The organism is Terrimesophilobacter mesophilus (assembly GCF_014200375.1).
Classification (GTDB): domain Bacteria; phylum Actinomycetota; class Actinomycetes; order Actinomycetales; family Microbacteriaceae; genus Terrimesophilobacter; species Terrimesophilobacter mesophilus.
This window is the reverse complement of the sequence record NZ_JACHBP010000001.1, coordinates 525,946-552,111: the sequence shown is the minus strand read 5'-3', so window position 1 is coordinate 552,111 and position 26,166 is coordinate 525,946. Positions and strand designations below refer to the sequence as shown.

The 26,166-nt window shown below is 68.2% G+C and carries 24 protein-coding genes and 1 tRNA gene; 13 read left to right on the top strand and 12 right to left on the bottom strand.

Annotated features, from left to right (window positions below):
- The first annotated feature begins 69 nt into the window (after window positions 1-69).
- From BKA04_RS02680 to BKA04_RS02660, 5 genes are all read left to right on the top strand, one after another.
- Window positions 70-666: a hypothetical protein gene (locus tag BKA04_RS02680; RefSeq protein ID WP_104095024.1), complete on the top strand. Its 597-nt coding sequence runs from the start codon at window positions 70-72 to the stop codon at window positions 664-666.
- A gap of 65 nt (window positions 667-731) precedes the next feature.
- Window positions 732-804 (top strand) — tRNA-Ala (locus BKA04_RS02675).
- A 56-nt stretch (window positions 805-860) separates the two neighbouring features.
- Window positions 861-1,853 (top strand): squalene cyclase, encoded by a 993-nt coding sequence (locus tag BKA04_RS02670; RefSeq protein ID WP_104095023.1) that lies wholly within the window; start codon window positions 861-863, stop codon window positions 1,851-1,853.
- Between the two features lie 83 nt (window positions 1,854-1,936).
- On the top strand, window positions 1,937-3,265 hold the full coding sequence (locus BKA04_RS02665) for an amidohydrolase (RefSeq protein ID WP_198413284.1): 1,329 nt from the start codon (window positions 1,937-1,939) through the stop codon (window positions 3,263-3,265).
- Window positions 3,266-3,272: 7 nt separating this feature from the next.
- Window positions 3,273-4,004, top strand: coding sequence for a trimeric intracellular cation channel family protein (locus BKA04_RS02660; protein ID WP_104095022.1), 732 nt, complete (start codon window positions 3,273-3,275; stop codon window positions 4,002-4,004).
- Window positions 4,005-4,060: 56 nt separating this feature from the next.
- Here the strand turns inward: BKA04_RS02660 and BKA04_RS02655 are convergent, their stop codons facing one another.
- From BKA04_RS02655 to BKA04_RS12215, 3 genes are all read right to left on the bottom strand, one after another.
- The gene (locus BKA04_RS02655) at window positions 4,061-5,539 is read right to left on the bottom strand and encodes an SDR family NAD(P)-dependent oxidoreductase (RefSeq protein WP_104096593.1); all 1,479 of its coding nucleotides are present in this window, start codon (window positions 5,537-5,539) and stop codon (window positions 4,061-4,063) included.
- Between the two features lie 145 nt (window positions 5,540-5,684).
- Complete coding sequence (locus BKA04_RS02650) at window positions 5,685-6,161, bottom strand: SRPBCC domain-containing protein (RefSeq protein ID WP_104095021.1); 477 nt, start codon at window positions 6,159-6,161, stop codon at window positions 5,685-5,687.
- Between the two features lie 37 nt (window positions 6,162-6,198).
- Window positions 6,199-7,116 (bottom strand): EamA family transporter, encoded by a 918-nt coding sequence (locus BKA04_RS12215; RefSeq protein ID WP_104095020.1) that lies wholly within the window; start codon window positions 7,114-7,116, stop codon window positions 6,199-6,201.
- An 81-nt stretch (window positions 7,117-7,197) separates the two neighbouring features.
- On the opposite strand from BKA04_RS12215, the gene BKA04_RS02640 reads away from it, so the two are divergent.
- On the top strand, window positions 7,198-8,133 hold the full coding sequence (locus BKA04_RS02640) for a nucleoside hydrolase (RefSeq protein ID WP_104095019.1): 936 nt from the start codon (window positions 7,198-7,200) through the stop codon (window positions 8,131-8,133).
- Between the two features lie 22 nt (window positions 8,134-8,155).
- On the opposite strand, the gene BKA04_RS02635 is transcribed toward BKA04_RS02640, so the two are convergent.
- Entirely contained in the window at window positions 8,156-9,730 is a 1,575-nt protein-coding gene (locus BKA04_RS02635; protein WP_174719809.1) for a molybdopterin-dependent oxidoreductase, read from the bottom strand.
- 57 nt (window positions 9,731-9,787) lie between these two features.
- Between BKA04_RS02635 and BKA04_RS02630 the strand changes: the two genes are divergently transcribed.
- From BKA04_RS02630 to BKA04_RS02620, 3 genes are all read left to right on the top strand, one after another.
- Window positions 9,788-12,259, top strand: coding sequence for a DEAD/DEAH box helicase (locus BKA04_RS02630; RefSeq protein ID WP_104095017.1), 2,472 nt, complete (start codon window positions 9,788-9,790; stop codon window positions 12,257-12,259).
- Window positions 12,260-12,296: 37 nt separating this feature from the next.
- On the top strand, window positions 12,297-13,682 hold the full coding sequence (locus tag BKA04_RS02625) for an MFS transporter (RefSeq protein ID WP_104095016.1): 1,386 nt from the start codon (window positions 12,297-12,299) through the stop codon (window positions 13,680-13,682).
- Window positions 13,683-13,752: 70 nt separating this feature from the next.
- Window positions 13,753-15,006 carry a Glu/Leu/Phe/Val family dehydrogenase gene (locus tag BKA04_RS02620; RefSeq protein WP_232841943.1) on the top strand — a complete coding sequence of 418 codons (1,254 nt, stop codon included), beginning with the start codon at window positions 13,753-13,755 and terminating at the stop codon, window positions 15,004-15,006.
- Here BKA04_RS02620 and BKA04_RS02615 read toward each other — a convergent pair whose 3' ends face one another.
- Window positions 15,007-15,861 (bottom strand): UbiA family prenyltransferase, encoded by an 855-nt coding sequence (locus tag BKA04_RS02615; protein ID WP_104095015.1) that lies wholly within the window; start codon window positions 15,859-15,861, stop codon window positions 15,007-15,009.
- Between the two features lie 34 nt (window positions 15,862-15,895).
- Entirely contained in the window at window positions 15,896-16,873 is a 978-nt protein-coding gene (locus BKA04_RS02610) for an NAD(P)H-quinone oxidoreductase (protein WP_104095014.1), read from the bottom strand.
- Between the two features lie 41 nt (window positions 16,874-16,914).
- Here BKA04_RS02610 and BKA04_RS02605 point away from each other — a divergent pair, with 41 nt between their 5' ends.
- A complete protein-coding gene (locus BKA04_RS02605) occupies window positions 16,915-17,388 on the top strand; it encodes a hypothetical protein (RefSeq protein WP_104095013.1) in 474 nt (157 codons plus the stop codon).
- Window positions 17,389-17,401: 13 nt separating this feature from the next.
- On the opposite strand, the gene BKA04_RS02600 is transcribed toward BKA04_RS02605, so the two are convergent.
- From BKA04_RS02600 to BKA04_RS02590, 3 genes are all read right to left on the bottom strand, one after another.
- The gene (locus BKA04_RS02600) at window positions 17,402-17,716 is read right to left on the bottom strand and encodes a hypothetical protein (protein WP_167309647.1); all 315 of its coding nucleotides are present in this window, start codon (window positions 17,714-17,716) and stop codon (window positions 17,402-17,404) included.
- A gap of 143 nt (window positions 17,717-17,859) precedes the next feature.
- Window positions 17,860-18,939, bottom strand: coding sequence for a winged helix DNA-binding domain-containing protein (locus BKA04_RS02595; protein WP_104095011.1), 1,080 nt, complete (start codon window positions 18,937-18,939; stop codon window positions 17,860-17,862).
- Entirely contained in the window at window positions 18,936-20,768 is a 1,833-nt protein-coding gene (locus tag BKA04_RS02590; RefSeq protein ID WP_104095010.1) for a glycoside hydrolase family 15 protein, read from the bottom strand. The genes BKA04_RS02595 and BKA04_RS02590 overlap by 4 nt, the downstream gene beginning before the upstream one ends.
- 41 nt (window positions 20,769-20,809) lie before the next feature.
- Here BKA04_RS02590 and BKA04_RS02585 point away from each other — a divergent pair, with 41 nt between their 5' ends.
- A complete protein-coding gene (locus BKA04_RS02585; protein WP_104095009.1) occupies window positions 20,810-22,201 on the top strand; it encodes a glucose-6-phosphate dehydrogenase in 1,392 nt (463 codons plus the stop codon).
- Here BKA04_RS02585 and ligD read toward each other — a convergent pair.
- Window positions 22,138-23,028, bottom strand: a complete 891-nt coding sequence (gene ligD / locus BKA04_RS02580; RefSeq protein WP_104095008.1) for a non-homologous end-joining DNA ligase — start codon at window positions 23,026-23,028, stop codon at window positions 22,138-22,140. The genes BKA04_RS02585 and ligD overlap by 64 nt on opposite strands.
- Window positions 23,029-23,187: 159 nt before the next feature.
- Here ligD and BKA04_RS02575 point away from each other — a divergent pair, with 159 nt between their 5' ends.
- On the top strand, window positions 23,188-23,352 hold the full coding sequence (locus BKA04_RS02575; protein ID WP_146065757.1) for a DUF2207 domain-containing protein: 165 nt from the start codon (window positions 23,188-23,190) through the stop codon (window positions 23,350-23,352).
- A 67-nt stretch (window positions 23,353-23,419) separates the two neighbouring features.
- On the opposite strand, the gene BKA04_RS02570 is transcribed toward BKA04_RS02575, so the two are convergent.
- Both BKA04_RS02570 and BKA04_RS02565 read right to left on the bottom strand, forming a co-directional pair.
- Window positions 23,420-24,175 carry a siderophore-interacting protein gene (locus BKA04_RS02570; RefSeq protein ID WP_104095007.1) on the bottom strand — a complete coding sequence of 252 codons (756 nt, stop codon included), beginning with the start codon at window positions 24,173-24,175 and terminating at the stop codon, window positions 23,420-23,422.
- Window positions 24,176-24,253: 78 nt separating this feature from the next.
- Window positions 24,254-25,300, bottom strand: a complete 1,047-nt coding sequence (locus tag BKA04_RS02565; RefSeq protein ID WP_104095006.1) for an App1 family protein — start codon at window positions 25,298-25,300, stop codon at window positions 24,254-24,256.
- Window positions 25,301-25,495: 195 nt separating this feature from the next.
- Between BKA04_RS02565 and BKA04_RS02560 the strand changes: the two genes are divergently transcribed.
- The gene (locus BKA04_RS02560) at window positions 25,496-26,122 is read left to right on the top strand and encodes a TetR/AcrR family transcriptional regulator (protein WP_167309646.1); all 627 of its coding nucleotides are present in this window, start codon (window positions 25,496-25,498) and stop codon (window positions 26,120-26,122) included.
- The last annotated feature ends 44 nt before the right edge of the window (window positions 26,123-26,166 follow it).

Genomic DNA, 26,166 nt, shown 5'->3' with positions numbered 1-26,166 from the left:
CCCGAGCAGGGGACCGTGCGACAATGTCCTCGAACGAACCACGATCTCCACGAGACCAAAGGCCATCGGATGACGATTCGCGCACTCATCGTTCCCCTCGCCGTCGTGTTCGCCCTCGCCGGCTGTGTCGGCCCGGTCGAGCCCAGCCCGCCTCCCAGCATCGGGGCCGGCGCGAGCGCCGAGCCGTCGGCATCCGGAAGCGCGAGCGCCTCACCAGGCGGGATGCGGCTCACCCTTCCCGGAGACTGCTCAGGACTCGTTCCCCTCGACACGATTCACAGCGCGTTCTCCCCACAGTTCGAGCCCATCGAGATCGCGCCAGGCACCGGCGACCCCAGCGCACAGGATTTCATCGCTCGGGATGGTCTCGTATGCCTGTGGGGGATTCCGAACTCGGACGCCGGGTCCGTCACCGTCTTCGTGGCTCCGCGCGCGACCGCTTCGGACGAGCAGCAGGTCGATGCGTGGCGATCGGCGGGCTATTCGGAGTGCCCGCCTTTCCTGGACGCGTGCTATTACGAGGATGTCCATGATGAGGTCGGCGAATACTGGACGGTCCATGCGCTGGTCGAGGGCTTCGAGCTGCGGGTGCAGGCGACATCGACGTCGCTCGATCCGCTCCTCGTCGTCGCACGGGCGGCAGCGACGAGTATGGGGTACGTCTGAGTCGTGCGGTTCCGCGCCGCGGGTGTAGTAATCTGGGGAAGTTGTGTGCGACGGTTGCACACTGCGGGGCTGTGGCGCAGTTGGTAGCGCACCTGCATGGCATGCAGGGGGTCAGGGGTTCGAATCCCCTCAGCTCCACCGAATACTCCCACTCAACCCTGGGGCTTGTCGGCGCACCCGTGTAGCCTGCCGCAATGACGATCGACCAGAAGCTGCTCGACTGGATGCTCGACTCCGACCCCGCGCTGCGCTGGCAGGTCGAGCGCGACCTCGTCGGTGAACCGGGGGAAGTGTGGGAGACGACCAGGGCGCGCGTCGCGACCGAAGGTTTCGGAGCACGACTGCTCGCACTGCAGGATGCCGACGGCCAGTGGGCGGGCGGCGCCTACTTCCCCGGCGACTTCGACTTCACCGGACCGGAGGCCGCCGACGACGCCGGTCAGCCATGGACGGCGACGACCTGGTCGCTCAATTCCCTCAGGGAGTGGGGCCTCGACGCCTCCGTCCTCACCGGCACCGCCGAGAAGCTCAAGGCCAACAGCCGCTGGGAGTACGACAACCTTCCATACTGGGATGGCGAGGTCGACTGCTGCATCAACGGGTACACGCTCGCCAACGGCGCCTGGCTCGGGGCGGATGTCTCGGGCCTCGCCCAGTGGTTCGTCGACCACCAGCAGCCGGAGGGCGGCTGGAACTGCGAGTGGGTGAACGGTTCGAAGCGATCCTCCTTCCACTCCACCCTCAACTCGCTCAAAGGCATCCTCTCCTACGAGGCCGCGACCGGCGGCAGTGACCAACTGCGCGCCGCGCGCCGCGCAGGCGAGGAGTACCTGCTCGCCCGACGTCTCATGCACACGCTCACGACGGGCGAGTTCCCGGGGTACTGGGTCGACCGCTTCGCATATCCGTTCCGCTGGTTCTACAGCGTGCTCAACGCCACCGACTACTTCCGTGCGGCCGCCCTCCATGACGGCGTGGCACCCGACCCGCGGATCGCCGACGCGATCGATGCCGTGCGCGCCGCCCGCCGGGGCGACGGAACCTGGGAGCAGGAGCGGCGGCATCCGGGGCGGGTCTGGTTCGAGGTGGATGTCGCACCGGGGGAGCCGTCGCCATGGCTGACCTTCTACGGCACGCGAGTGCTCGACTGGTGGGATGGGGCGACCCTCGCGACCACCCACGATTGATCCGGCTCGCTCCGAGAAAACTCCCGACGGCGTGGCCGTCTCCCCGTTCGGTGCGGGACAATTGCAGCGAGCAAGGAGTCGCGATGAGCAATGACGCGGGCCAGACGGATACTGCACCGGCCGACAGGGCGAACGATGCGATCGAAGCGGCCGTGGGCCGGGTGCTGGCCGGTTACCTCGGCATCCAGCCCTGGCAGGAGGACCTCTACCGGGACCTGCACCGGCATCCGGAACTCGGACACCACGAGACCAGGTCTGCCTCGATCGCCGCGACGGTACTCCGCGAGGCCGGATTCGACGTGCACGACACGATCGGGACGACGGGCGTCGTCGGGGTCCTGCGCAACGGGGACGGTCCGGTCGTGCTCATGCGCGCCGACATGGATGCGCTGCCCATGGCGGAGAAGACCGGCCTCGACTACGCCAGCACCGATCGTGCGACCGATGACGCGCAGAACGATGTGCCGGTGGCGCACGCCTGCGGCCACGACGTGCACATGGCCTGCCTCATGGCTGCGGCCAGGCTCATGGCCGCCGAGCATGATTCCTGGAGCGGGACGTACATCGCCCTGTTCCAGCCCGCGGAGGAGATCGCCACCGGCGCATCCGCCATGGTCGACGGCGGCCTCACGACTCTCATTCCGAAACCGGATGTCGCCCTCGCGCAGCACGTGCTGGCATTCCCCTCCGGGCGGGTCGGCGTGCGGCCCGGGGCCTTCCTCTCCGGCGCGGACAGCATGCGCATCACGGTGCACGGACGCGGCAGCCACGGGTCGATGCCCCAGCTCTCGGTCGACCCTGTCGTTCTCGCGGCGATGATCGTGGTCCGGCTGCAGGCGATCGTGGCACGCGAGATCGCCCCCGACGACTTCGCGGTACTCACGGTGGGGAGGATCTCGGCGGGCACGAAGAGCAACATCATCTCCGACCATGCGGTGCTCGAACTGAACCTGCGCACCTACAGCGACGCGACCCGCTCGGCACTGCTCGCCGCGATCGAACGCGTCGTGCGCGGAGAGTGCGCCGCGTCGGGTTCCCCCCTCGAGCCGGAGTTCGAACTGTACGACCACTTCCCGCTCACCGACAACGACTCCGCAGCTTCGTCGAGAGTCGATACCGCATTCCGAACCCACTTCGGCGCCGAGGCGTTCACGATCGACCGGCAGTCGGCGAGCGAGGACTTCAGCGAGATGCCGAACGCGTTCGGGAGCCCGTACGTCTACTGGGGCATCGGTGGGGTGGATCCGGGTGCCTACGCCGCAGCCGAGGCGGCCGGCACCGTCGCCACGACGATCCCCGCCAACCATTCACCGCAGTTCGCTCCGGTCATCGAGCCGACACTGCGGACCGGGACCGCAGCCGCCGTCGTCGCCGCTATGGCCTGGCTGGCGCATCCGGAAAGCGGGCGGTGAGGGCCGCATGGACGCAGCTGTCGTCACACTGAACGATGCGATCAGGTTCGTCGACCTGGCGGGTGTTCTCGCCAATGCGATCCTCGGTGGTATTGCGGCGCGTGCCGCCCGGCTCGACCTCGTCGGGTTCGTCATCCTCGCGATCCTCTCCGGACTCGGCGGCGGGATGATCCGCGACACCCTCCTCCAGCAGGGGGCGCCGGTGGCGCTCACCGACCCCTACTATCTCGGGGTCGCCATCCTCGGTGCGATCATCGCGTTCTTCATCCCGTTCAAGGGCCGGGCCTCCCACCTTGTCCTGTTGCTGCTCGACGTGCTGGCGGTCGGATGCTGGGCGGCGGTCGGCGCGCAGAAGGGCCTTGCTGCCGGCCTCGGGTGGTTGCCGGCGGTCCTGCTCGGGATGGTCACCGCGGTCGGCGGCGGAATGGTGCGCGACGTTCTGCTCATGAAGGTTCCGACGGTGTTCGGCGGCAACACCCTCTATGCTACGAGCGCCTTCGTCGCGAGCATCGAGACCGTGATCCTGACGGAGCTCGGCTACCCCGAGGTCGGAAGCGTCGTCGCGATCCTGAGCGCCGCAGCGCTCTCCCTCCTCGCGAGACGTTTCGGCTGGATCCTGCCATCGGAGGTGAACATCCGCCTTCCGAAGCCGCGCAGCGGGTGGCGTGCCAGGTGGTGGAGCGGCCATCGAAGATCGGCGGCAATCCCCGCACCCGATGAGGCCCCGAAGGATTCCTGACCAGACCACCGCGAGCGGTCCGAACCGGCCGCAGCGACCACCGTCGACGGCGATGCTCACCAGGCGGCGGGCCGGTAGTCCTTCAGGAAGACCCCGTAGACATCCTCGCCCGCCTCGCCGCGCACGATCGGGTCGTACACCCTCGCGGCGCCATCGACGAGGTCGAGCGGGGCGTGGAAGCCCTCTTCGGCGAGGCGCACCTTGGTGTGGTGCGGGCGCTCGTCGGTGATCCAGCCGGTGTCGACCGCGGTCATGAGGATGCCGTCCGTCTCGAGCATCTCGCCCGCGCTCGTGCGGGTGAGCATGTTGAGCGCCGCTTTGGCCATGTTGGTGTGCGGATGGCCCGGGCCCTTATAGCGGCGGGCGAACTGGCCCTCCATGGCCGAGACGTTGACCACGTACGTGCGCCGCGCGGTGCTCGCCGCCATGGCCGGACGCAGCCGGCTGATGAGCAGGAAGGGCGCCGTCGTGTTCGCGAGCTGCACCTCGAGCAGCTCGAGCGGATCGACCTCCTGCACGTGCTGGGTCCAGCTGTTGATGTGCAGCTCGTCGGGGACGAGGCCTCCGGCGTCGATCGCCGTGCCGGCCGCCATCCGCTCGAGCGAGGACGAGCCCGCGGTCATGGCGAGCTCGGCCAGCTCCTCGGCGGTGACTCCCGCGGTTCGGGCGAGCAGCGGATGCGCCGCGACCGAGGCGGCGAGGGCCTGCGGGTGCGCATCGTTCGTGTGCCCGAAGGTGAGCAACTCGGGGAGAGGCCCGTCGGGCAGGGGCTCGAGTTCGGCGGCGGCAAGCGGCGCATAGGCACCGGGGGAGCGGCGCACGGTCTGGGCGGCGTTGTTGATGAGGATATCGAGGGGGCCGGCCTCCGCGACGGAGTCGGCGAGCCCGAGAACCTGGGCGGGGTCGCGCAGGTCGATGCCCACGACGCGCAGCCGGTGCAGCCAGTCGGAGGCATCCGGAAGACTCGAGAAGCGGCGTACGGCGTCGCGTGGGAACCGGGTGGTGATGGTCGTGTGTGCGCCGTCGCGCAGCAGGCGCAGCGCGATGTGCATGCCGATCTTCGCGCGCCCTCCGGTGAGCAGGGCGCGGCGACCGGTGAGGTCGGTGCGGGCGTCGCGTTTGGCGTGGCTGAAGGCGGCGCACTCCGGGCAGAGCTGGTGGTAGAACGCGTCGACCCGGGTGTACTGCTGCTTGCAGATGTAGCACGCGCGCGGTTTGAGCAGCTCTCCGGCGGTGGGCGCGGCGACGCGCGTCGCGAGCGGGATGCCGCGGGTCTCGTCATCGATGCGGTCCGGGGCCCCGGTCGCCGTGGCAGCGACGACGGCGCGGTCGGCTTCGGCGATCTCGGCGCGCTTCTCGAGCCGGCGGTTCTTCTTGACGGCCTTGAACATCCTGGCGGTCGCCTGCCGCACGGCCACGAAATCCGGATGCTCCTCGTCGAGCCGGTCCATCGCGGCGAGCACGCGCAGCACGGTGTCGAGGTCGGACGGGTCGATGCCGGCCGGCTGGGAACCGGCCGTGACGATGCCCGACACGGTGGCGCCGACGGGGTCGCCGGCAGAAGCGTCGTCCGCTCCCCGATTCTCTACCGTCACCGCACGATTCTACCGGCGCAGGCATCCGGCGGCCGTTGCCGCGACATCCGTCGACGGCGGTGAATGCGCCGGCCCGCGCGGTTGACTACTGGTAGAACCCGTCCCGGAGGTTGATGCCGTGTTCGAGCCAGACCTTGAGCGCAGCGAGCATCCCCGACCAGCCGGCGCAATTGCCGAACGCGTTCTTCGCACCGGCAGCTGTCGGCTTCCACGAGGCCTCGGTGATCGTCACGAGCGTGCGGGTGTCGCCGTCGAGCGGTTCGAATTCGAAGGTCGCCGTGGTCGTACCCTTCTCAGTCGTCGTCTCGCTCCCGCCCCACTGGATGACGATGCGTCGCGGCGGATCCGCTTCGAGCACCGTGACGGGGAAGGCGCCCGGGAAGTCGTGGAAGTCCCAGGTGACCTCGGCGCCGGCCTCGAGGCGACCGTGTGCTCCGCCGGTCGTGAAGTACTTCGACAGTCGGACAGGATCGGCGACGGCCTCATAGACCTCCGCGCTGGGTCGGGCGACGCGCCCGGATACGGTGAAGGAGAGTTCTTCGAGCTGATTGCTGGTATCCATGCGGAGATCCTACGACTGCCTGCCGGGAGCGCCGCGGCTAAGACGTCCCGAGCAGGATGGCGGCCGTGATTGCGAGGGCGACACCGAAGAACTGCACGAGCGACATGCGTTCCTTGAGCACGAGTCGGGCGAGGATGACCGTCCCCACCGGGTAGAGGCCCATGAGCACGGCGACGACCGCGAGGTTCCCGCTGTGCAGGGCGATGACGAGCAGGATGTTGCCGATCCCGAGCAGGGCCCCGGCGACCGCGCTCGTGATCCAGATGCGTGCACCCGCCGGTCCGGCATCCGAGAGCTCGGCCTGGGGGGCGGCATCCGCCTCGCCCTTCAACCAGCCATCGCCCGTGCGGAGCCTCCGCACCGCCAGCAGCGGCAGCAGCACGACGAAGCCCACCGCGATGTCGAGGAATGCCGGGAAGACGCCTGACTCTATCGGTGCGGTATCGAGGGAGACGACCGAGAGCCCGAGGGTGACTCCCGAGACGAGCGCGAGCATCCCGCCCCGGGGCGTGATGCGCTCGATCCTGCTTCCCGGGGTCTGGACACCGGCCGGGATGGAGATCAGGGTCGTGGCAACAAGAGCGAGCACGACGGCGATCCAGGCGACGAGGTGCAGGCTCTGCCCGGTGACGGCGGCGACGATGACCGGCACCGCGGTCTGGATGAGCGCGATGAGCGGAGCGAGCAGGCTCATCGGACCGATCGCGAGGGCAGCGTAGAAGGTCACCATCCCGACGATCGCGAAGAGCCCCGCAATGGAGCCGGCCCAGAGAGCCTCGTCGCTGTAGACCCAGGGGAACAGCACCAATGCGAGTGCGGCGACAACGGCCGCGGTGAGGTAGATGGCGGTGCTTGCGGTGATCACCGTGAGGCGTCGGGCGGTGAGCGCGCCGAGGAAGTCCGAGGCTCCGTAGAGCAGGCTCGCGAGGAGGGCGAGGATGACGACAGCGGTCACGGGTTATCGGAGCGACGTATCGTCATGCCACAACTGTAGCGTCGGGGTAGGACGACGCGACACCGCATCTAGGCTTGAGGCATGACGGTGAAGAGACTTCTGCTCGACTGCGACCCCGGGCTGGATGACGCCCTCGCCATCCTGCTCGCCCACGGAGACCCTGACCTGGAGCTCGTCGCGGTCACGACCGTCGGCGGCAACGTCGTGCTCGAGAACACGACCCGCAACGCGCTCGAGCTGCGCGAATACCTGGGTTTCCCGGATGTCCCGGTCGCCTCGGGCGCCGCCGGCCCGCTCGTGCGGGAGACGAAGAACGCCGCCGAGGTGCACGGCGTGGGTGGAATCGGCGACGTCATCCTGCCGAAGGCGGCGCTGCCACTCGATGCCCGCGGTGCGGTCGAGCTCATCGTCGAGACACTGCGGGACGCTCCAGGGGAGATCCACCTCGTGGCGACCGGCCCGATGACGAACATCGCGCTCGCGCTGCGTGCAGAGCCGCGAGTCGCAGAATGGGCGGCATCCTTCACGATCATGGGCGGGTCGTTCACGCGCGGGAACACGACGCCGGCCGCCGAGTTCAACATCTACGCAGACCCGGAGGCCGCCGCCGAGGTGTTCGCGGCCGACTGGCAGGTGGTCATGGTCGGGCTGGACCTCACGCTGCAGGCCCTCGTGACCGACACGGTCAAAGGACGGATGCTCGCACTCGGCCCGCTCGGCCGCGATCTCGTCGTACCGCTCGCCACGTTCTGGAACGACCCGCAGGACCCGGATTGGGGCGGCCAGGCTGTGCACGACGTGTGCGCCGTCGCCTATCTGGCCCGGCCGGACCTCTTCACGAGCGTGCCCGCCCGCGTCGAGGTCGAGACCGCAGGGGAATGGACGGCCGGGATGACCGTGACCGACTTCCGCTCGAGCATCCCGAACGCCCTCGTGCCCGTGAGACTCGACGTGCCGGGGTTCTGGGACTACGTGCTCGGGGTGTACGCCAGGGTCGCCGCCTCCCGCGAGTCCTGACCGGGTCGTCGCTGGCGCCGGGTCAGCCGACGTCGACGAGGATCGTGTGCAGCCCTGTCGCCCCGTCGGGGACGACATCCGCGTACGCGGACGTCTGAAGTCGGCCGTTGGAATCCGTCGCCCGCACGGTGAGCTTGTGTCGACCCTGCGAGGCATCCCACGGGAACGACCACTGGCACCAGGTGTCCGAGGAGATGGCGTCGGCGAGATCGGCATCCGACCATGCGCCATCGTCGACCTGCACCTCGACGCGCGAGATGCCCACGTGCTGCGACCACGCGACGCCGGCCACGATGACCCGGCCCGCTGCGACCCGCCTCGACTCGCGCGGGGTGTCGATGCGGGAAGAGAGCTTCACGGGTCCGTGCGCGCTCCAGCCCCTGTCCGTCCAGTAGGCGGAGTCCTTCGCGTAGGTCGTGACCTTCAGTTCGGTGACCCACTTGGTCGCCGACACATAGCCGTAGAGTCCCGGAACGACCATGCGCACGGGAAAACCGTGCTCGGCGGGAAGTGGTGCGCCGTTCATGGCGACGGCGAGGATGGCGTTGCGGTCGTCGGTGAGGGCTTCGATCGGCGTGCCGGCCGTGAAGCCGTCGACGCTGCGCGACAGCACCATGTCGGCACCGGATGCCGGCCCCGCCTGAGCCAGCAGGTGGCGGATCGGATAGCCGAGCCACAGAGCATTGCCGATGAGGTCGCCCCCGACGTAGTTGGATACGCAGGCGAGCGTCGTGTAGCTCTCCTCGAGCGGGAGGGCGAGGAGCTCGTCGAAGGTGAGGGTGACCTCTCGGTCGACCATCCCGGTGATCCTGAGCGTCCAGTTCGCGGGATCGATCGACGGGACAAGGAGTGCGGTGTCGATGCGATAGAAGTCGCTGCTGGGAGTGACGAGGGGTGAGAGGCCCGGCACGGACAGTGACGCGCCGGGCGGTATGGGCGCCACGGCCACGGCAGGCGTGGGGAGGGTGAACATCCTGCGCGCCGCGTTGACCGCCTGGACACCGGATGCGGCGATGCGTCCGCCGACGGCGGCGAGGATGCCGGCCCCCGCGGCGAGGCCGCTCGCCACGAGGAAGGTGCGCCGGGCCATGCCCTGCTCACGCGCGCCCACCGCGGATTCCGCAGCCGAGGCGCGGCGGGACAGGCTCACCAGCACGATGATCCCCACGGCGATCGCCACGGCAGAGGGGATGGCAGAGGCGATGCCGGCATCCGCCCTCGTGGTGGCGGCGACGAGCGCGAGCCCACCCACGGCGGCAACGAGCACCCGGCCCCACGGCGGTCGTGATCGTTCGAGAAGACCGGCCACGGCGGCGAGAACCGCCACGAGGAGCACGACCGAGGCGATGATGACCACCTTGTCCGCTGTGCCGACAAGGCCGATGACCCGCTCCTTGAGCCACTGAGGAGACAGGTCGATCACGAGCGAGCCGGCCGAGAAGAGTGGGCTCGCGCCCGGGGAGACCACGAAGGCGACGAGCTCTGCCGCCCCGAGGCCGGCGGCCACAGAGGCGATACCGGCGAAGGCGGCCCGCATGCGTGCCCTTCGGGTCGTCGTCTTCGATACCGGATGGGCGCTCGCGGGCTGCTGACGCATTCACCCAGCATAAGTCGCTCCGCGCGGCCGCCGGTGGTGTGCGACGGTTAAGGGGTGATGATTCCGGAGACCGCAGACCCGGATCTCGTGTATTCCGAATTCGTGGCGTGGGCATCCGCCGAGGGTTTCACGCTCTATCCCGCGCAGGACGAGGCCGTCATGGAGCTCGTCACGGGGGCCAACGTCATCCTGAGCACCCCGACCGGCACGGGGAAGTCGCTCGTCGCGATCGCCGCGCACTTCGCCGCCCTCGCCGCGGGCAGGCGCAGCTTCTATACCGCGCCCATCAAGGCGCTCGTGTCCGAGAAGTTCTTCGCGCTCGTCGACATCTTCGGCGCGGAGCGGGTCGGCATGGTCACCGGCGACTCGAGCGTCAACCCGGATGCGCCCATCATCTGCTGCACCGAGGAGATCCTCGCGAACCTTTCGCTGCGCCATGGCGAGGACAGCCCGGTCGATGTCGTCGTCATGGACGAGTTCCACTTCTACGCCGATCCGGAGCGCGGTTGGGCGTGGCAGGTGCCCCTTCTGCGGATGCCGCATGCCCAGTTCCTGCTCATGTCGGCGACGCTCGGCGATGTCGACTGGCTCGCGAGAGACCTGACCGCGCGCACCGGGCGGCCCACGGCATCCGTGACCGGCGTCGACCGGCCCGTGCCGTTGCACTACTACTACGCGACGACACCCATCCACGAGACGGTCGAAGAGCTCCTATCGACCGGCCAGGCCCCCATCTACATCGTGCACTTCTCGCAGGCCGCTGCGCTCGAGCGCGCCCAGGCGCTCACGAGCGTAAGGATCGTCGATCGCGAGCAGCGGGATGCGATCGCCGACCTCATCGGCGACTTCCGGTTCACGACGAAATTCGGCCAGACACTGTCGCGGCTCATCCGCTCGGGGATCGGCGTGCACCACGCAGGGATGCTGCCCAAGTACCGCCGGCTCGTCGAGCAACTCGCCCAGCGCGGCCTGCTGCGGGTCATCTGTGGCACCGACACGCTCGGCGTGGGCATCAACGTGCCCATCCGCACGGTCGTGCTCACGGCGCTCACGAAGTACGACGGCATCCGGATGCGACAGCTCAACGCGCGCGAATTCCACCAGATCGCCGGTCGCGCCGGTCGCGCCGGGTTCGACACCGCGGGAACGGTGGTCGTGCAGGCGCCTGAGCATGAGGTCGAGAACGCGCGCCTCGTGGCGAGGGCCGGAGACGACCCGAAGAAGCTCAAACGGGTCGTGCGCAAGAAACCGCCGGAGGGTTTCGTGTCGTGGGGCGAGCCGAGCTTCAGCCGGCTCGTCGCGGCCGAGCCCGAACGGCTCGTCTCGAGCATGCGGATGAGCCACGCGATGCTGCTCAACGTCATCGGGCGCGGCGGAGACGCCTTCGCGGAGGTGCGCGCGCTCGTCGAGGACAACCACGAACCCAGGGCGCGGCAGCTCGAGCTCGCGCGGCAGGCGCTGTCGATGTACCGCACGCTGCGCACGGCCGGCATCGTGGAGCAGGACGGCAACACCATCCGCCTCACCGTCGACCTCCAACCCAACTTCGCCCTCAACCAGCCGCTCTCACCCTTTGCGCTCGCGGTCATCGACCTGCTCGACCCGGAGTCGCCGACGTACGCTCTCGACACGATCTCCGTCATCGAGGCGACCCTGGAGGACCCGCGCCCGGTGCTCTCCGCACACGAGCACCGCGCGCGCGGTGAGGCCGTCGCCGCGATGAAGGCGGAGGGCATCGAGTACGAGGAGCGTATGGAGCTGCTCGAGGCGATCACCCACCCGAAGCCGCTCGAGGAGCTCCTGGATGCCGCCTTCGCCACCTATCGCGCCTCGCAGCCCTGGGCGGCCGACTTCGAGCTGAGGCCCAAATCGGTCGTGCGCGACCTGTACGAGCGGGCGATGACATTCAACGAATACGTCGGCTTCTACTCGCTCGGCCGATCGGAGGGTCTGCTGCTGCGCTACCTGTCCGACGCGTTCCGGGCCGTGCGCCAGACCATCCCGGAGTCGGCGAAGACCGACGACATCCGGGATCTCGTGGAGTGGCTCGGCGAGCTCGTGCGGCAGGTCGACTCGAGCCTGCTCGAGGAGTGGGAGGAGCTCAGCCACCCCGATGCGGCGCCCGACGACGTGCCCGTCGTCCCTCCGCCACCGCCGTCGGTCGTCACGAACGAGCGCGCGTTCCGGGTGCTCGTGCGCAACGAGCTGTTCCGCCGTGTGCAGCTCGCCGCCCTCGACGACGCGGACTCCCTCGGCGAGCTGGATGCCGCATCCGGTTTCGACGCCGTCCGCTGGGGCGAGGCGCTCGACGCGTACTACGCCGTCCACGACCACATCGGCACCGATGCCGACGCCCGCAGCGCGGCCATGCTCATGATCGACAAGCGGCCCACCGAGTGGGTCGTGCGCCAGATCTTCGCCGACCCCGCCGGCGATCACGACTGGGGGATGAGCGCCATCGTCGACCTCACCGAGTCGGCCGAGCAGGGCATCGCCGTCATCCGCATCACCGCCGTCGGCGAGCTCTGATCGGCGCGGGGTCCGCCGCTGGGTGTTTACTGTGACCATGACCAGTCAGCAGCGCCTCGTCCTTGCGGTCGCGATCCTCGCCTCGTTCGTCGCCTTCCTCGACGGCTCCGTCGTCAACGTCGCCCTCCCGGCCATCAGCAGCGAGCTCGGCGGAGGACTCTCCACCCAGCAGTGGGTCGTGGACGCCTACCTCATCACGCTCGGCGCGCTCATCCTCGTCGCCGGCTCGCTCTCGGACGTCTACGGCCGCGTTCTCATCATCCGGGTGGGTCTGTGGGGGTTCGGCCTCACCTCGCTCCTGTGCGCGCTCGCGCCGAACGTCGAGATCCTCATCGTGAGTCGCGGGCTGCAGGGTATCGCCGGTGCTCTGCTCGTCCCGAGCTCGCTCGCGATCATCATGTCGGCGTTCCGCGGGGTCGCGCAGGCGAAGGCGATCGGCGCGTGGACGGCGTGGACGAGCGCCGCGTTCATCGCCGGGCCGGTCGTCGGAGGGCTCTTCGTCGACATGGTCTCCTGGCGGCTCGTCTTCGCGATCAACCTCCTGCCGATCGCGGTGACCCTCGTTCTACTGGCGCGCATCGAGCAGAGGGGTGAGCGCGACCACAGCACGAGGATCGACTTCGCCGGGGCTGTGCTCGCCATCGTGGGAATCGGCGCTCCCGTGTTCGCGCTCATCGAGCAGGGCAATTACGGATGGGCGAGCCCGATCATCTGGCTGCCGATGGCCGTCGGCGTTCTCGCCTTCGTCGCGTTCCTGTGGCGGCAGGCGACGGCGAAACAGCCCATGATGCCGCTCAGCCTGTTTCGGGTGCGGAACTTTGCCGTCGGCAACGTCGCAACCCTGTTCATCTACGGTGCGCTCGGGATGTCGAGCCTCATCATCGTGGTCTTCCTCCAGCAGACCGGTGGGTGGCCGGCGACCCTCGCCGGAATCGCCGTCCTGCCGGTCACCATCATCCTCATGCTTCTGTCGCGTATCTTCGGGGGCCTCTCCGGCCGGTTCGGTCCCCGGCTGTTCATGGCGGTCGGGCCGATCCTTGCCGGCATCGGCCACCTGCTCATGCTGAGCGTCACGGCCGACGTGAACTACTGGTGGCAACTGCTGCCCGGCATCCTGCTGTTCGGGCTCGGCCTGTCGATCACGGTCGCGCCGCTCACGTCGGCCATCCTCGGTTCGATCAGCGAGAAGCAGTCCGGGATCGGCTCGGCGATCAACAATGCGGTCGCCCGCGTGGCCGGGCTCGTCGCGGTCGCGATGCTCGGCATCATCGTCGTCGAGCGCCTCGACGTCGATGGGATACATCGAGGACTCATCGTGTGCGCCGCCCTCCTCATCGTGGGCGGTGTGATTTCTGCGATCGGCATCCAGAATCCTGCGAAGGCGGAGGAGGAGTTGGCGGAAAACGTGGCTGTGGAACAGTAAAGGTGCATGGCTTTCATGGCACGCTGGACTGGGTCTCACCAGCACCGAACCAGTTGACGAAGGAGTCACCGTGGCCGATCCCGTTTCCACCCCGCTCGAGGACGCCCGCACGAGGCTGAAGGAGGCGACCGACCTGCTCGGCTGCGACCCGGGCATGTACGCGATCCTCGCCAACGCGACGCGCGAACTCACGGTCTCCATCCCGCTGCGCCGCGACGACGACAGCATCGAGGTGCTCACCGGTTACCGGGTGCAGCACAACGTCGCGCGCGGCCCCGCGAAGGGTGGTCTGCGCTACAGCCCGAACGTGCATCTCGACGAGGTGCGTGCGCTCGCGATGTGGATGACCTGGAAGTGCGCCCTGCTCGACGTCCCGTACGGCGGTGCGAAGGGCGGAGTCACGATCGACCCAAGAGAGTACTCGCAGCGCGAGCTCGAACGGGTCACGCGCCGCTACACGAGCGAGATCATGCCGATCATCGGGCCGGAGACGGACATCCCGGCACCGGATGTCGGCACGAGCGAGCAGACCATGGCCTGGATGATGGACACCTACTCCATGAACAAGGGCTACTCGATCCCGGCGGTTGTCACCGGCAAGCCCATCAGCATCGGCGGTTCGCTCGGGCGGGCCACCTCCACGTCCGAGGGTGTCGTGCACATCGCGCTCGCGGCGCTGCGCGACAACGGGATCGACCCGACCCGGTCGACCGCGGCCGTGCAGGGGTTCGGGAAAGTGGGCCGTGGGGCGGCGCAGTTCGCCTTCGAGGCGGGTCTGAAAGTCGTCGCCGTGAGCGACGAATACGGCGGACTTTTCAACGCCGCCGGTATCGACATCGAGAAGCTCGGCGCCCACGTCGACGAGACCGGAAGTGTCGTCGGGTTCTCCGGCGCAGAGGCGCTCGACGGGCATGCCCTGCTCGAGCTCGAGGTCGACCTGCTCATCCCGGCCGCCGTCGAGGGTGTCATCCATGAGCTGAACGCTCCGAACATCAAGGCGAAGATCATCGTCGAGGGGGCGAACGGGCCGACCACACCGTCCGCAGATGCGATCCTCGAGGCGAAGGGATGCATCGTCGTGCCGGATATTCTCGCGAACGCCGGTGGTGTCATCGTGAGCTACTTCGAGTGGGTGCAGGCCAACCAGGCGTACTGGTGGCGCGAGGACGAGGTCGAGTCGCGACTCGAGGAGCGGATGCTCGGCGCCTGGGCCAGGGTGCACGATTACGCGAAGGCGCGGAAGCTCTCACTGCGCGGAGCCGCGACGACGCTCGCGGTGCAGCGGGTCGTCGAGGCGCACGTCATCCGTGGCGTCTACCCGTGATCAGCGCACGAGCGACGAACCGGAGAGCACGAGCGCGGCCACGGCCACCAGGGCACCAAGGATCACGAGGCGGAAGAGCGGTCGCGCGGGCGATCGCGTGATGGCGAGGACGCCACCCGTGACCGCGATCATCGACTCGAGGCCAAGGGCGACCCACCCGACCGGGTGCGCCATCCCGGGCCCGAAGACGACGAGACCGGATGCTGCAGCGAGCGCCGCGAACGTCACGATCGCGGATGCTCGCACCCCGAACCGGTGCGGAAGCCCCACGACGCCGGTCTCCCGATCAGCATCGAGGTCCGGCAGCGCGTTCGCGAAGTGCGCAGAAACGCCGAGGAGCGCCCCAGCGGCCAGTGCCCAGGGCGCGGGCAGCGCGGGGGACGGAAGTGCGAGCGTCACGATCGCGGGAAGCGCGCCGAAACCGACGACGTAGGGGAGCACGGACAGCGCGCTGAACTTGAACCAGAGGTTGTAGCCCCAGCCTGCGGCGATGAACAGCGCGTGGGCGATCGTCGCCGGAATGCCGAGCGGGAGGGTGAGCGCAATGGCCAGCAGGACTGTCGCGAAGGCGGTTCCGCGCACGACCGACCCACCGACATCCCCCCTGGCCACCGGTTTGTCGGTGCGACCCGCCGCACGGTCACGGTCGGCATCCAGCCAGTCGTTGGAGAGCCCCACCGAGGTCTGGCCCATCAGCATCGCTGCACCGAGGACGATCAGTCGCCACGGCTCGAGTCCCGCGCCGGCGCCGAGCAGAACGGTGACGAGGGTGACCGCGAGCGTCGGCCCCGGATGCGTCGAACGGGCGAGTGCGAAGGCGAGGGCGAGCGCCGGATGCTGCCGGTCGATGGGCATCCCCACATCGTAGCCACGGCGGAGTCGTCAGCGGCTAGGGCACGAGCAGCAGCTTGCCGATGTGACCGCTCGACTCCATCACCGCGTGCGCCTCATTCGCCTGGTCGAAGCCGAATCGGCGGTCGACGACCGGCCTCACCTGTCCGGAGAGCACAAGCGGCCACGCGTTGGTGAAGACACTGGCGATGATGCGCTCCTTGTCGGCGAGCGTGCGCGCGCGCAGCGTGCTCGCCCGAATCGTCCCCCACGTCGACATGAGGCGACCGATGTTCAGTTCCCCGCGGCCCCCGCTCTGGTTGCCGATGAGCTCGATGCGCCCGTGTGGGGCGAGCGACCGGACGTTCCGATCGAGATAGTCTCCGCCGATCGCGTCGAGGATGACGTCGGCGCCGCGGCCGTCGGTTGCGGTCCGAATCGTCTCGACGAAGTCGTCGTGGCGGTAGTCGATGAGGATGTCCGCGCCGAGCGCGCGGCACGCGTCCAGCTTCTCCGGCGACCCGGCGGTCACTGCGATGCGGCATCCGATCGCTCGCGCGAGCTGGATGGCCATCGTCCCGATCCCGCCGGAGCCGCCGTGGACGAGCAGCACTTCGCCAGAGCGGAGCCCAGCACTCATGAACACCGTGGACCACACCGTCGCGATCGCCTCCGGAAGCGCTGCGGCATCGACGAGGTCCATGTCGTCCGGCACGGGAAGAAGCATCCCCGCAGACACGGCAGCCCGCTCGGCATAGCCGCCCCCGGGCAGCAGGGCGCACACACGATCGCCCACCGAGACATCCTCGACGCCCGCGCCGAGTGACAGCACCGTGCCGGACACCTCGAGTCCCGGCCACTCGGGCGCACCGGCCGGCGGCGGATAATTCCCGTCGCGCTGGTGGATGTCTGCCCGGTTCACCCCGGCGCCGGCGACGGACACGACGACCTCGCCGCGATGGGCCACCGGCTCGGGAACCTCGCTCTGCTCGAGGGTGTTCTCGCCGTCTGAAATCGTGATGGTGACTGCCCGCATGGCATCACAGTACGCCCAGACTCGGGGGTTACCGTTGGCGTATGGGGATCACGCTGGATCAGGCGGAGATCGCCAGGGTGCTCGAGGGCTCCTGGTCGATCGGCGCGAGCAATATCGCGTCGTGGGTCGACGGCAGCCGCCGCGAGCCGCACCTCCGGTTCACCGTGGCCGGGAGCGAGCCGCTCGTGCTCCTGGAGGAGCAGACGTTCGTGGCGAGCGACGGCAAGGAACGCACGATCACCGTCACCAATCGCTTCGCCCACGGACGGTTCACGTCGAAGAGCCGGATGCTCGGGCCGATGAGCCGCTGGACGCTCGGTGGTTCGGATGCGGAGTCGACGGTCATCGTCATCCGCATGACTCATGAGCGGGGCGGCCAGGACGGACTCCTCGTCCTTGTGCGGGAGGACGCGCAGCGCACCGAGCTTCGAGCCAACATCGCCACGAATTTCGAACGGTTCGAACTGGGACCGGAGGACTTCGCAAGCCTCACCTGGTTGCCGATGCCGGAGTGACGGCGGGCACCGCCTACTTCGTGGGGAGTTGGTATCCCTCGAGTCCCTCGATCGGGATGGGCTGGTAGCCGTCATCGGTCGGCGCAACCACCGCCGGCGAGTGGGGCACGGCTGCAGCCGGTTCCGGCGCGCCGACGGAAACACTCCCGAGGAGTGCAGCAGCGAGGACGAAGGACGCCGCTGCCGCACTCGTCGACGCGTTCGAGAGGTTGAGGGTCCCGCGCGATCGCAACCGGCGCACGACGACGCCGATGCTCACGAGGGCGATCACGGCGATGCCGAGCATCACCATGAGGGAGACTGGGACGGTGGCCGTCGGGGCGGGCACGCTCAACTCAGCAAACATCGCCGGTTGTTCCTTCCGGGGGTAAGGAAGGCTTCCGCTCGGGTAACGGAAGCTGTGCACATCGTCGTGTCAACGGGAGACCCTCGGTTGTGCAACTGAAACCGTACCGCACGCCGGGAGGGGGGTCAAGCGCGACGGGCGAGCGTCAGCCCGAGAAATCGTGCGAATTCGCCCCCTGCACGCGTGATTCCGTCGTCCAACCGGGAGCTTCCCGGCGAAAAGCGTTGAGTTGCGAGCGAAACTCGGCCGGCAGACGTGGTCCGGGTCCACGTCCCGACGACGTTCCCGTCATCCACGATCGTCGACAGGAAGACCCCGTTTCCGCCGGGCACGACACGTTCTGCGTGATGGGGCGCGAGTTGCGGCGACCGCCTCTGGTATCCGAGAAGGAACTCGTCGAATCCGGGCAGCAGTCTCACGCGGTCGCGGCGCAGCCCGGCACTATCCGGGGCGAGGAAGTACTCGTCGTCGCCGTCAGTTCTGCGTTCGAGGTCACCCGCTGCGATCGCCGTCCCCGCACGCGCGTCGGCGAGAGTGAGGGATGACCACCAGGCGAAATCACGGATCGTCGCCGGACCGTGGCTGGAGAAGTACCGGAGGGCGAATTCTGCCAGTGCCTCGTCGCGGTCGAGAGCGCGGCCCGTGCCGATCCACTCATCGACGAGGACGAACGCCTGCCGGCCGTTCACCCACGGCCCGAGGCAGATGACGGCATTCTGCGCGAGGTTCCAGAGAAGGTGATACCCGCGCTGCCCGGTCGTGTCGATCCCTGCACTCTCGAACGCGCGATAGAGGTCCTCGCGGCCGAGTTCCAGCCCGCCTCCCAGGGTGCCGGATGCCGCATCGCGCGCCGCGCCGAGGTGCCGGTCGGTGATGCCCAGGGCCCTGCCACGTGCGGCGGAGCGCTGCAGCATCCGGGCGCTCGTCAGGCCGAGCATCCACGGGAGATCCTGCGCGACGACGACGTGCAGCGTCCCGCGCATCGGCCACGACCGCACGATGGCCCCGTCGGAGAACGCGCGCTCGATGTCAGCCGCGATCGAGCCCGGCCACCGCACGCCGATCGACCAGAGGACGCTCGCGAGATCCTGCCCCTGCATCGCCGTCATCCACTGGACGACATCCCTGGCGCTCGTGGCCGGACTGCGGGAGATCCACTGGGACGACAGCCGCTCGCGAACGACGGCCCGGTCGGCGGCCTTCACGGACCGGAAGTGCCTTCGCTGACCGACGCGAGTCTGCCCTTCGAGCCGTTGTTCTGTGCGAATTCGATGGCGCCGGCCGCGCGCACGAGCCCGAGATGGGACAGGGCCTGTGGTGTGTTGCCCACGTGGCGGTTCTGCTCGGTGTCGAACTCCTCGGAGAGCATGCCGACATCGTTGCAGAATCCCACGAGGCGATCCATGAGGGTGATCGCATCCGAGAGCCGGTGGCTCAACGCATACTGCTCGACGAGCCAGAAGGAGCACGCGAGGAACGGGTGTTCCCCGGCGGGCAGGTTGTCGTTGCTGTGCTCTGTCCGATAGCGAAGCAGGAGGCCGCCTTCGAGGAGTTCTTCCTCGATGGCGGCGACGGTCCCCAGCATTCGCGGGTCGTTGTGGCCGATGTAGCCGATCTGCGCGAGCTGAAGCAGTGTGGCATCGACGTGTTCGCTTCCGTAGTACTGGACATAGGTGTTGCGCTTCCGGTCGAAGCCATTCGCCTCGATGTCGTCCCGGATGCGGTCCCGCAGCTGCTCCCACCGGTCGGCGGGCCCATCGAGGTCGTGGTGGCGCACCGCCCGCACGCCGCAGTCGAGCGCAGCCCAGAGCATGGCCCGGGAGTGGGTGAAGTTCTGCGTCGGACCGCGCATCTCCCACATGCCGTGGTCCTCGCGCTCCCAGTTCTCTTCGACGAACGTGAGGAGCGCTCGCTGGAGCGGCCAGGAGAACCGGTCTTCCTTCGCGCCGGCTTCCCGCGCCTTCTGGAGCGCCAGCATCGTTTCTCCGAAGATGTCTCCCTGGTACTGAGTGAACGCCCCGTTGCCCTTTCGGACGGGCCCCGCGCCTTCGTAGCCCGGCAGGCTGTCGATCGTGAGCTCGGTGAGTTCTCGCTCTCCGCCGAGACCGTACATGATCTGCACGTCGGACGGATCCCCGGCGATGGCCCGCAGCAACCAGTTGCGCCAGCTCTCGGCCTGGGAGCTGAACCCACGACTCACGAGCACTTCGAAGGTCGCGGATGCGTCGCGCAGCCACACGAATCGGTAGTCCCAGTTGCGCACTCCTCCCCACTGCTCCGGGAGGCTCGTGGTCGCCGCGGCCGCGATGCCGCCCGTGTCCTCGTGGGTGAGCGCGCGGAGGATGAGCAGGGAGCGGACGACCTCGTCGCGGTACGGGCTGTCCTTCTTGACGTCACTGGCAGACAGCCAGTCGCTCCACCAGCGGTTCGTCCTGCGGATTCCCTTCTGCACGCTGTAGCGGTCGGGGACCGGTCGGTGCGAGGGGTACCAGGTCATGGAGATGTCGACCGTGTCCCCTTCGCCCACGGTGAACTTCGACACGTGGGCGTGGTCGGTGGAGGTGAGCTTCGGACCCCGCACCACCACGGCATCCGGCCCGGCGACCGCGACGAGCGCATTGCCCTTCTTGTCCGGCACCTGGCGCACCCACGGCATCGCGTCGGCGTATCCGAATCGGATGCGCAGTTCCTGGTGCATGTCGACGACGCCCCGTACTCCGCGCACCCGGCGAACGAGGTCTGCCCGGCGATCGCCGTGCGGCATCAACTCGGTGACCTCCACCTCGCCGTCGGGAGTCGTCCAGGTCGTCACGAGCGTGAAGGTGTCCCCGTCGTAGCGTCTCGTGCTCGTCGCATTCTCATCGACGGGGGCGAGCAGCCAGCGCCCGTGCTCCTCCGTGCCGAGCAACGCCCCGAACGTGGATGCTGAGTCGAATCGCGGCAGGCACAGCCAGTCGATGCTGCCGTTCCGTCCCACCAGGGCGGCGGTGTGGCAGTCGCCGATCATCGCGTAGTCCTCGATATGCAGTGGCATCGTCCCATCTTGTCACCGGAATCGGGGGTTACCCTTGGCAGATGTCCAAAGGAATCGGAACTCTCGTCATCTTCGGAGCCAGCGGCGATCTGACCAGGCGGCTGCTCCTGCCCGGACTGGGGCAACTCGTCGATCTGGGCCGAAATCCGGGCTTCCACCTCATCGGGGTCGGGCAGGATGCGATGTCGACGAGCGCCTGGCGCGCGCGAGTAGCGAAATCCTTCGAGGCGGGCGGAGCGACCGGAGCAAAAGCCCGTGCCCTCGCCGCCACGGCAGACTACGTGAAGGCCGATGTCACGAATCCGGATGACCTCACCAGGATCATCGCGATGTGCACCGGCATTCCTGCGCTGTACTTCGCACTGCCACCCAGGGTGACCATCGCCGCCTGCACGGCGCTCGCGAAGGTCGAACTGCCTGCGGGTACCGTGTTCGGGCTCGAGAAGCCGTTCGGCACCGACCTGAAGAGCGCGGTGGCACTCAACCGCCAGCTCGTCAAGCTCATCCCGGAGCGGCAGATCCATCGGGTCGACCACTTCCTCGGAAAATCGACGGTACTCAACCTGCTCGGCCTGCGGTTCGCCAACCGCATCCTCGAACCGGTCTGGAATGCCGAGAACATCGCGAGCGTGGAGGTCGTGTTCGACGAGAAGCTCGCCCTGGAGGGCAGGGCGGGCTACTACGACCACGCCGGCGCCCTCGTCGACATGATCCAGAGCCACCTGTTGCTCGTCATGGCGCTGGTCGCGATGGAGCCGCCGTCGAGTATCGATGCGGATGATCTGCGCGGGGCGATGGCGCAGGCGCTGCGGGCGACGAGCGTGCTGGGCGGAGATCCTGCGAGCTCGAGCCGGCGGGCCAGGTACACGGCGGGGACGATCGGTGGCCGGAAGTTGCCCTCCTACGTGAAGGAGCCGGGTGTCGATCCGAAGAACCACACGGAGACCCTCGCCGAGGTCGTACTCGGCGTCGACAACTGGCGCTGGGCCGGCGTGCCGTTCACGCTGCGCTCAGGGAAGGCGCTCGAGCGTGCTCGCAAGGAGATCATCGTCACCTTCAAGGACGTCCCGCACCTGCCGGTCGGCTTCCGTGGCAAGCCCGGGCCGGCAGCGCTGCGGATCTCGCTGAGTCCGGACGACATCAGCCTCGACCTCAACATCAATGGACAGGGTGACCCGTTCACGATCGACCGAGTGGTGCTGAGCACGGAGTTCGGATCCGGCGAGCTCGGCCCATACGGTGAGGTGTTGTCGGGCCTCCTCGGCAGCGACCCGACCCTCTCCGTACGGGCGGACGAGATCGAGGAGTGCTGGCGCATCGTCGAACCCGTGCTCGCGGCTTGGAAGAAGGATGCCGTGAAGCTGGAGGGCTACCCAGCCGGGTCGGCCGGGCCGGCGTCCTGGCGCCGTACGCGCTCGAGCACGTCGCGGTAGTCGAGCTGCGTGAAGTCCGGTGAATCGAGTTCGTCCCAGGTACGCGGCGCGGCGACGGTCGGCCGCAGCCGCCCACGCAGCGAATACGGCGCGACGGTGGTCCTCGACGCGAGGTTCTGGTTCCAGTCGACGAACACCCTCCCTCGACGCTTCTCTTTGACGAGGGTGGCGACGATGCGGTCAGGATGATCGGCCTCGAGTGAGTCCGCGAGTTCCTTCGCCACCGCGGTCAATCGCTCGGAGGTGCGCTTCCCGTCCGCTGCGGCGTAGAGGTGGATGCCCTTGCTCCCGCTCGTGACCGGGTGCGCGTCGAACCCGAGCGCGGCGAGTCGTTCCCGCGCGAGCCGGGCGACATCGGCGCACTCGGCGAGGCCGACGCCATCCCCGGGGTCGAGGTCGAGCACGAGCCGGTCGGGGTTGCGCTGCGCCCCGCGCGGGCCGAACCGCCACTGGGGTACATGGAACTCGAGGGTTCCACGCTGCACGAACCAGAGCAGCGTGGCCGCGTCATCGACGAGCGGGTAGTCATTCGAGTGGTCGGCGTGCTGGATGGCCCTGCGGCGAATCCAGGAGGGCGCGTCGCGATCGAGGTTCTTGTGGAAGAACACTTCACCAGGGGCATCTGCGGTTCCGACCCCGTTGACCCACTGCTTGCGCGTCGCCGGGCGCCCGGCGAGGTAGGGCAGCATCACCGGCGCGATCGCGCGGTAGTACTCGATGACCTCGCCCTTCGTCATTCCGTCTTGCGGATACATGACCTTGTCGAGGCTCGTGAAGTCGAGACGGTGCCCGTCGATGCTCCTGGTCTCCGAATGGTCCTTCGGCATGACTCCATCATGGCCCGATTTCGTTGGGGCGCGGTGGCCGGAACGGGCGATCACGGGACCCAGTGTGCCTCCTGTGCAGAGCCTGTTCGTTTACTGGATGACCCCTGTTCGGGGGTCATCCGGTAATAGTGTGATGGGCGACAGAAATGGAGCAACACCATGAATCTGCTACTCGGAATCATCGCCATCGTCGCCATCGTTCTTCTGGTGACAGGAGGATTCGTTCAGTCGCTGAACTTCCTTCTCTGGGTCGGGCTCGTCCTCGCGATCATCGCGGTGATCGTGTTCCTGGCGCGAGTGGTCACGGGGCGTCGCACCATCTAGCACCGTTACATCTCAGCGACGAGCGGGTACCTCCGGCATGGTCGGGGGTACCTTGCTCGTCAACGGATCAGTCCTCTGGATCGGACGGGTCGATCGGGGCGTGGTGATCGCGCCCGGCCTCCCCACGCTTCCAATAGCCGTCCACTTTCACCTGGGAGACGGGCAGGCCGAGTTCCCTGCGCAGGTAACGGCGGATGGGGATGAGCGTCGTCGCCTCGCCGGCGACCCACACGAAGGTGTCGTCATCGATCGGGCCGAGCCCGCGGATCGCACGCTCCAGAACCCCGTCGGCCTTGTGAAGCCACACGATCTTGGCCCGGTGTACCTGGTCGGGGTTCAGGTATGCGGCATCGGAATCCTTGTCGAGTTCGACGAATCCGAGGATCTCGACATCAGCGGGCAGGATGTCGACCCACCGCGCCAGCGCCGGAAGACTCGATTCGTCCGCCACGAGGACGAAGCGAGTGGCACCCACGGGAGGCAGGTGCGAACCACGCGGACCCGCAATGGTGGCCGGCTCGCCGACGGCGACGGAGGACGCCCAGGCTGCTGCGGCCCCATTGCCGTGGACGAAGAAGTCGAGGTCGAGCTCCGCCGGCCCGGCATCCGTTGCAGCCCGGAACCCCAGAGGGGTGTAGTCGCGCCGGCCACCGTCGGGCAGGATGACCTTCACGTGGTCGGTCGCTCCGAGGCTCGCGAATCCGTCGAGATCTGCACCGGCAAGCGTCAGCCGACGAAATCCCGGCGACGGCGTGGAGACGCGGGAGACGACGAGCGAGCGGACGGCCGGTTCATGCCGCACAACGGGGCCGCGTTCAATCAAGGAAACTCCTGGGGTTTGATCTTCGGATGCGCACGTCGCGCAAACGACAACGACAACCAACGCTAGTGCACGCGTGGTTCAGAGGAGATCGATCCTCGCCAGCTCATCGGCGAGCCCGGCACCGTCCGGCGCTCGAACCCATGGAACGGGGTTGTCGGCGCCGTGGACATCGGGCCGTGATCGTCCGCCCGCGAGCACCGCCTCGCCGCCGGAAAGCTGACGGATGGCGATGGCGGCGACCCGCTGGGGATGCTCGGCCGCGAACGAGGCGTACAGTTCCTCGTCGTGCTGGCCGTCGTCGCCCACGAGGATCCATCGCAGGTCGGGGAACTCTTCGACGAGCCTGCGGAGGCTCTCCTCTTTGTGGGCGCGCCCGCTCCGGAACCAGCGGTCATGCGTCGGACCCCAATCGGTGAGCAGGAGCGGCCCGGGTGGATAGAGGTGCCGCGACAGGAATCGGGTGAGCGTCGGCGCGACGTTCCAGGCGCCCGTCGAGAGATAGACGACGGGGGAGCCCGGATGATCCCGCACGAGCTTCTCGAACAGCACAGCCATGCCGGCGACCGGTGTGCGTGCGTGCTCGTCGAGTACGAACGTGTTCCAGGCCGCGAGGAGCGGGCGGGGGAGCGCTGTGACCATGACCGTGTCATCCACGTCGGAGATGAGTCCGATCGTCGCCTTCGGGTCCACGATGAAGACCGGTGCTTCGACCGGGTGGGAGCCCTCCGTGCGCATCGTGATGGTGTGCCAGCCTGGCGAGAGCGACACGGAGATGACATCGTCGATGACACCGCCGCGATCCGCCGTCACGGCATGCTCCACGCCGTCGACGCCGACATGGACGGCGGTGTCACCCACCGGGACGCTCGTGAAGCTGCGCCAGCCGCGAATCTTCTTGTAGCGGATCTCATCCTCGGTTCCGGGGCGCGCCAGGAGCACGCGCGCGAGCACCCTGAGCCATTCGGTGGAACCGTATCCGGTGTACGGAATCACGATCGGTGTGAGCCCACGCCGCCGTGCGCGCTTCTCGCGGAATCGGTGAAAACGGTCTTCGAGCCGAGCGGGGAGGCGAGTGACCGGTTCCTCCGACTCTGTGTGGTCGGACGGCATCGCGGGTCCGGTCATGCGACAAGTCTTTCACGGACTCCGTCCGGCGAGCACGCGGCGGCGTGTGCGTGCCGTGACCCTGAGAAAAACCCGTGTATTGCGGGGATTCCTGCCGGTGGATGGCGCCCCCGTGGCGGGGGCGCGATAAGATTCATCCCATCTCCGCACGACCAAGACGACCGTCGCGGGGCAAGGAATGAGACGGAGCCCGCAGTGTCCGGAACGACAGCACTTCTTCGCAATGAACCTGTCCAGGCGAGAAGCACCGCTCGACTCACGAGCCTTCTCGATGCCGCCGCCGCCGCGATCGACGACGTCGGTTACGAGCGCCTCACGACCGCCATGGTCGCGGATCGCGCGGGAGCGTCGATCGGCACCGTGTACCGCTACTTCCCTGACCGGATCGCGGTCCTGCAGAGTGTGGCGTCCCGCGCGGTCGATCGCTTCTCGGAGCGCCTCGCGACGAAGTTCGCCGGCCAGCCGCACGCCGACTGGTGGAGCGCCATCGATTCGCTCATCGACGATGGGGTGGAGAGCTTCGCCCACGAACCGGCGTTCGCGGCGCTTCGCTTCGGCGACGTGCTGGACCTTCGCCCGCGCGAGGACGGACGCACGGGCAGCAGCCTGGTCGCGTCGCAGGTCGCGCCGATCCTGGTCTCCCGATACGGCCTTCCGGACGGCGACGAGCTCGCCTTCCAGCTCGAGGTGCTCTTCTCGATCGTCGATTCCCTTCTCGCCCGGGCATTCGCCTTCTCCAGGTCTGGTGACGCGCGGTACATCGCGGAGGCGCGCCGGGTCGCCAGGAGCTACCTCGTGAGCGTTTGGGGCGAGCCCGCCTAGGAGGCGCTCAGCCTGAGAATCTGACCGATCGGGAATGCCGGTGG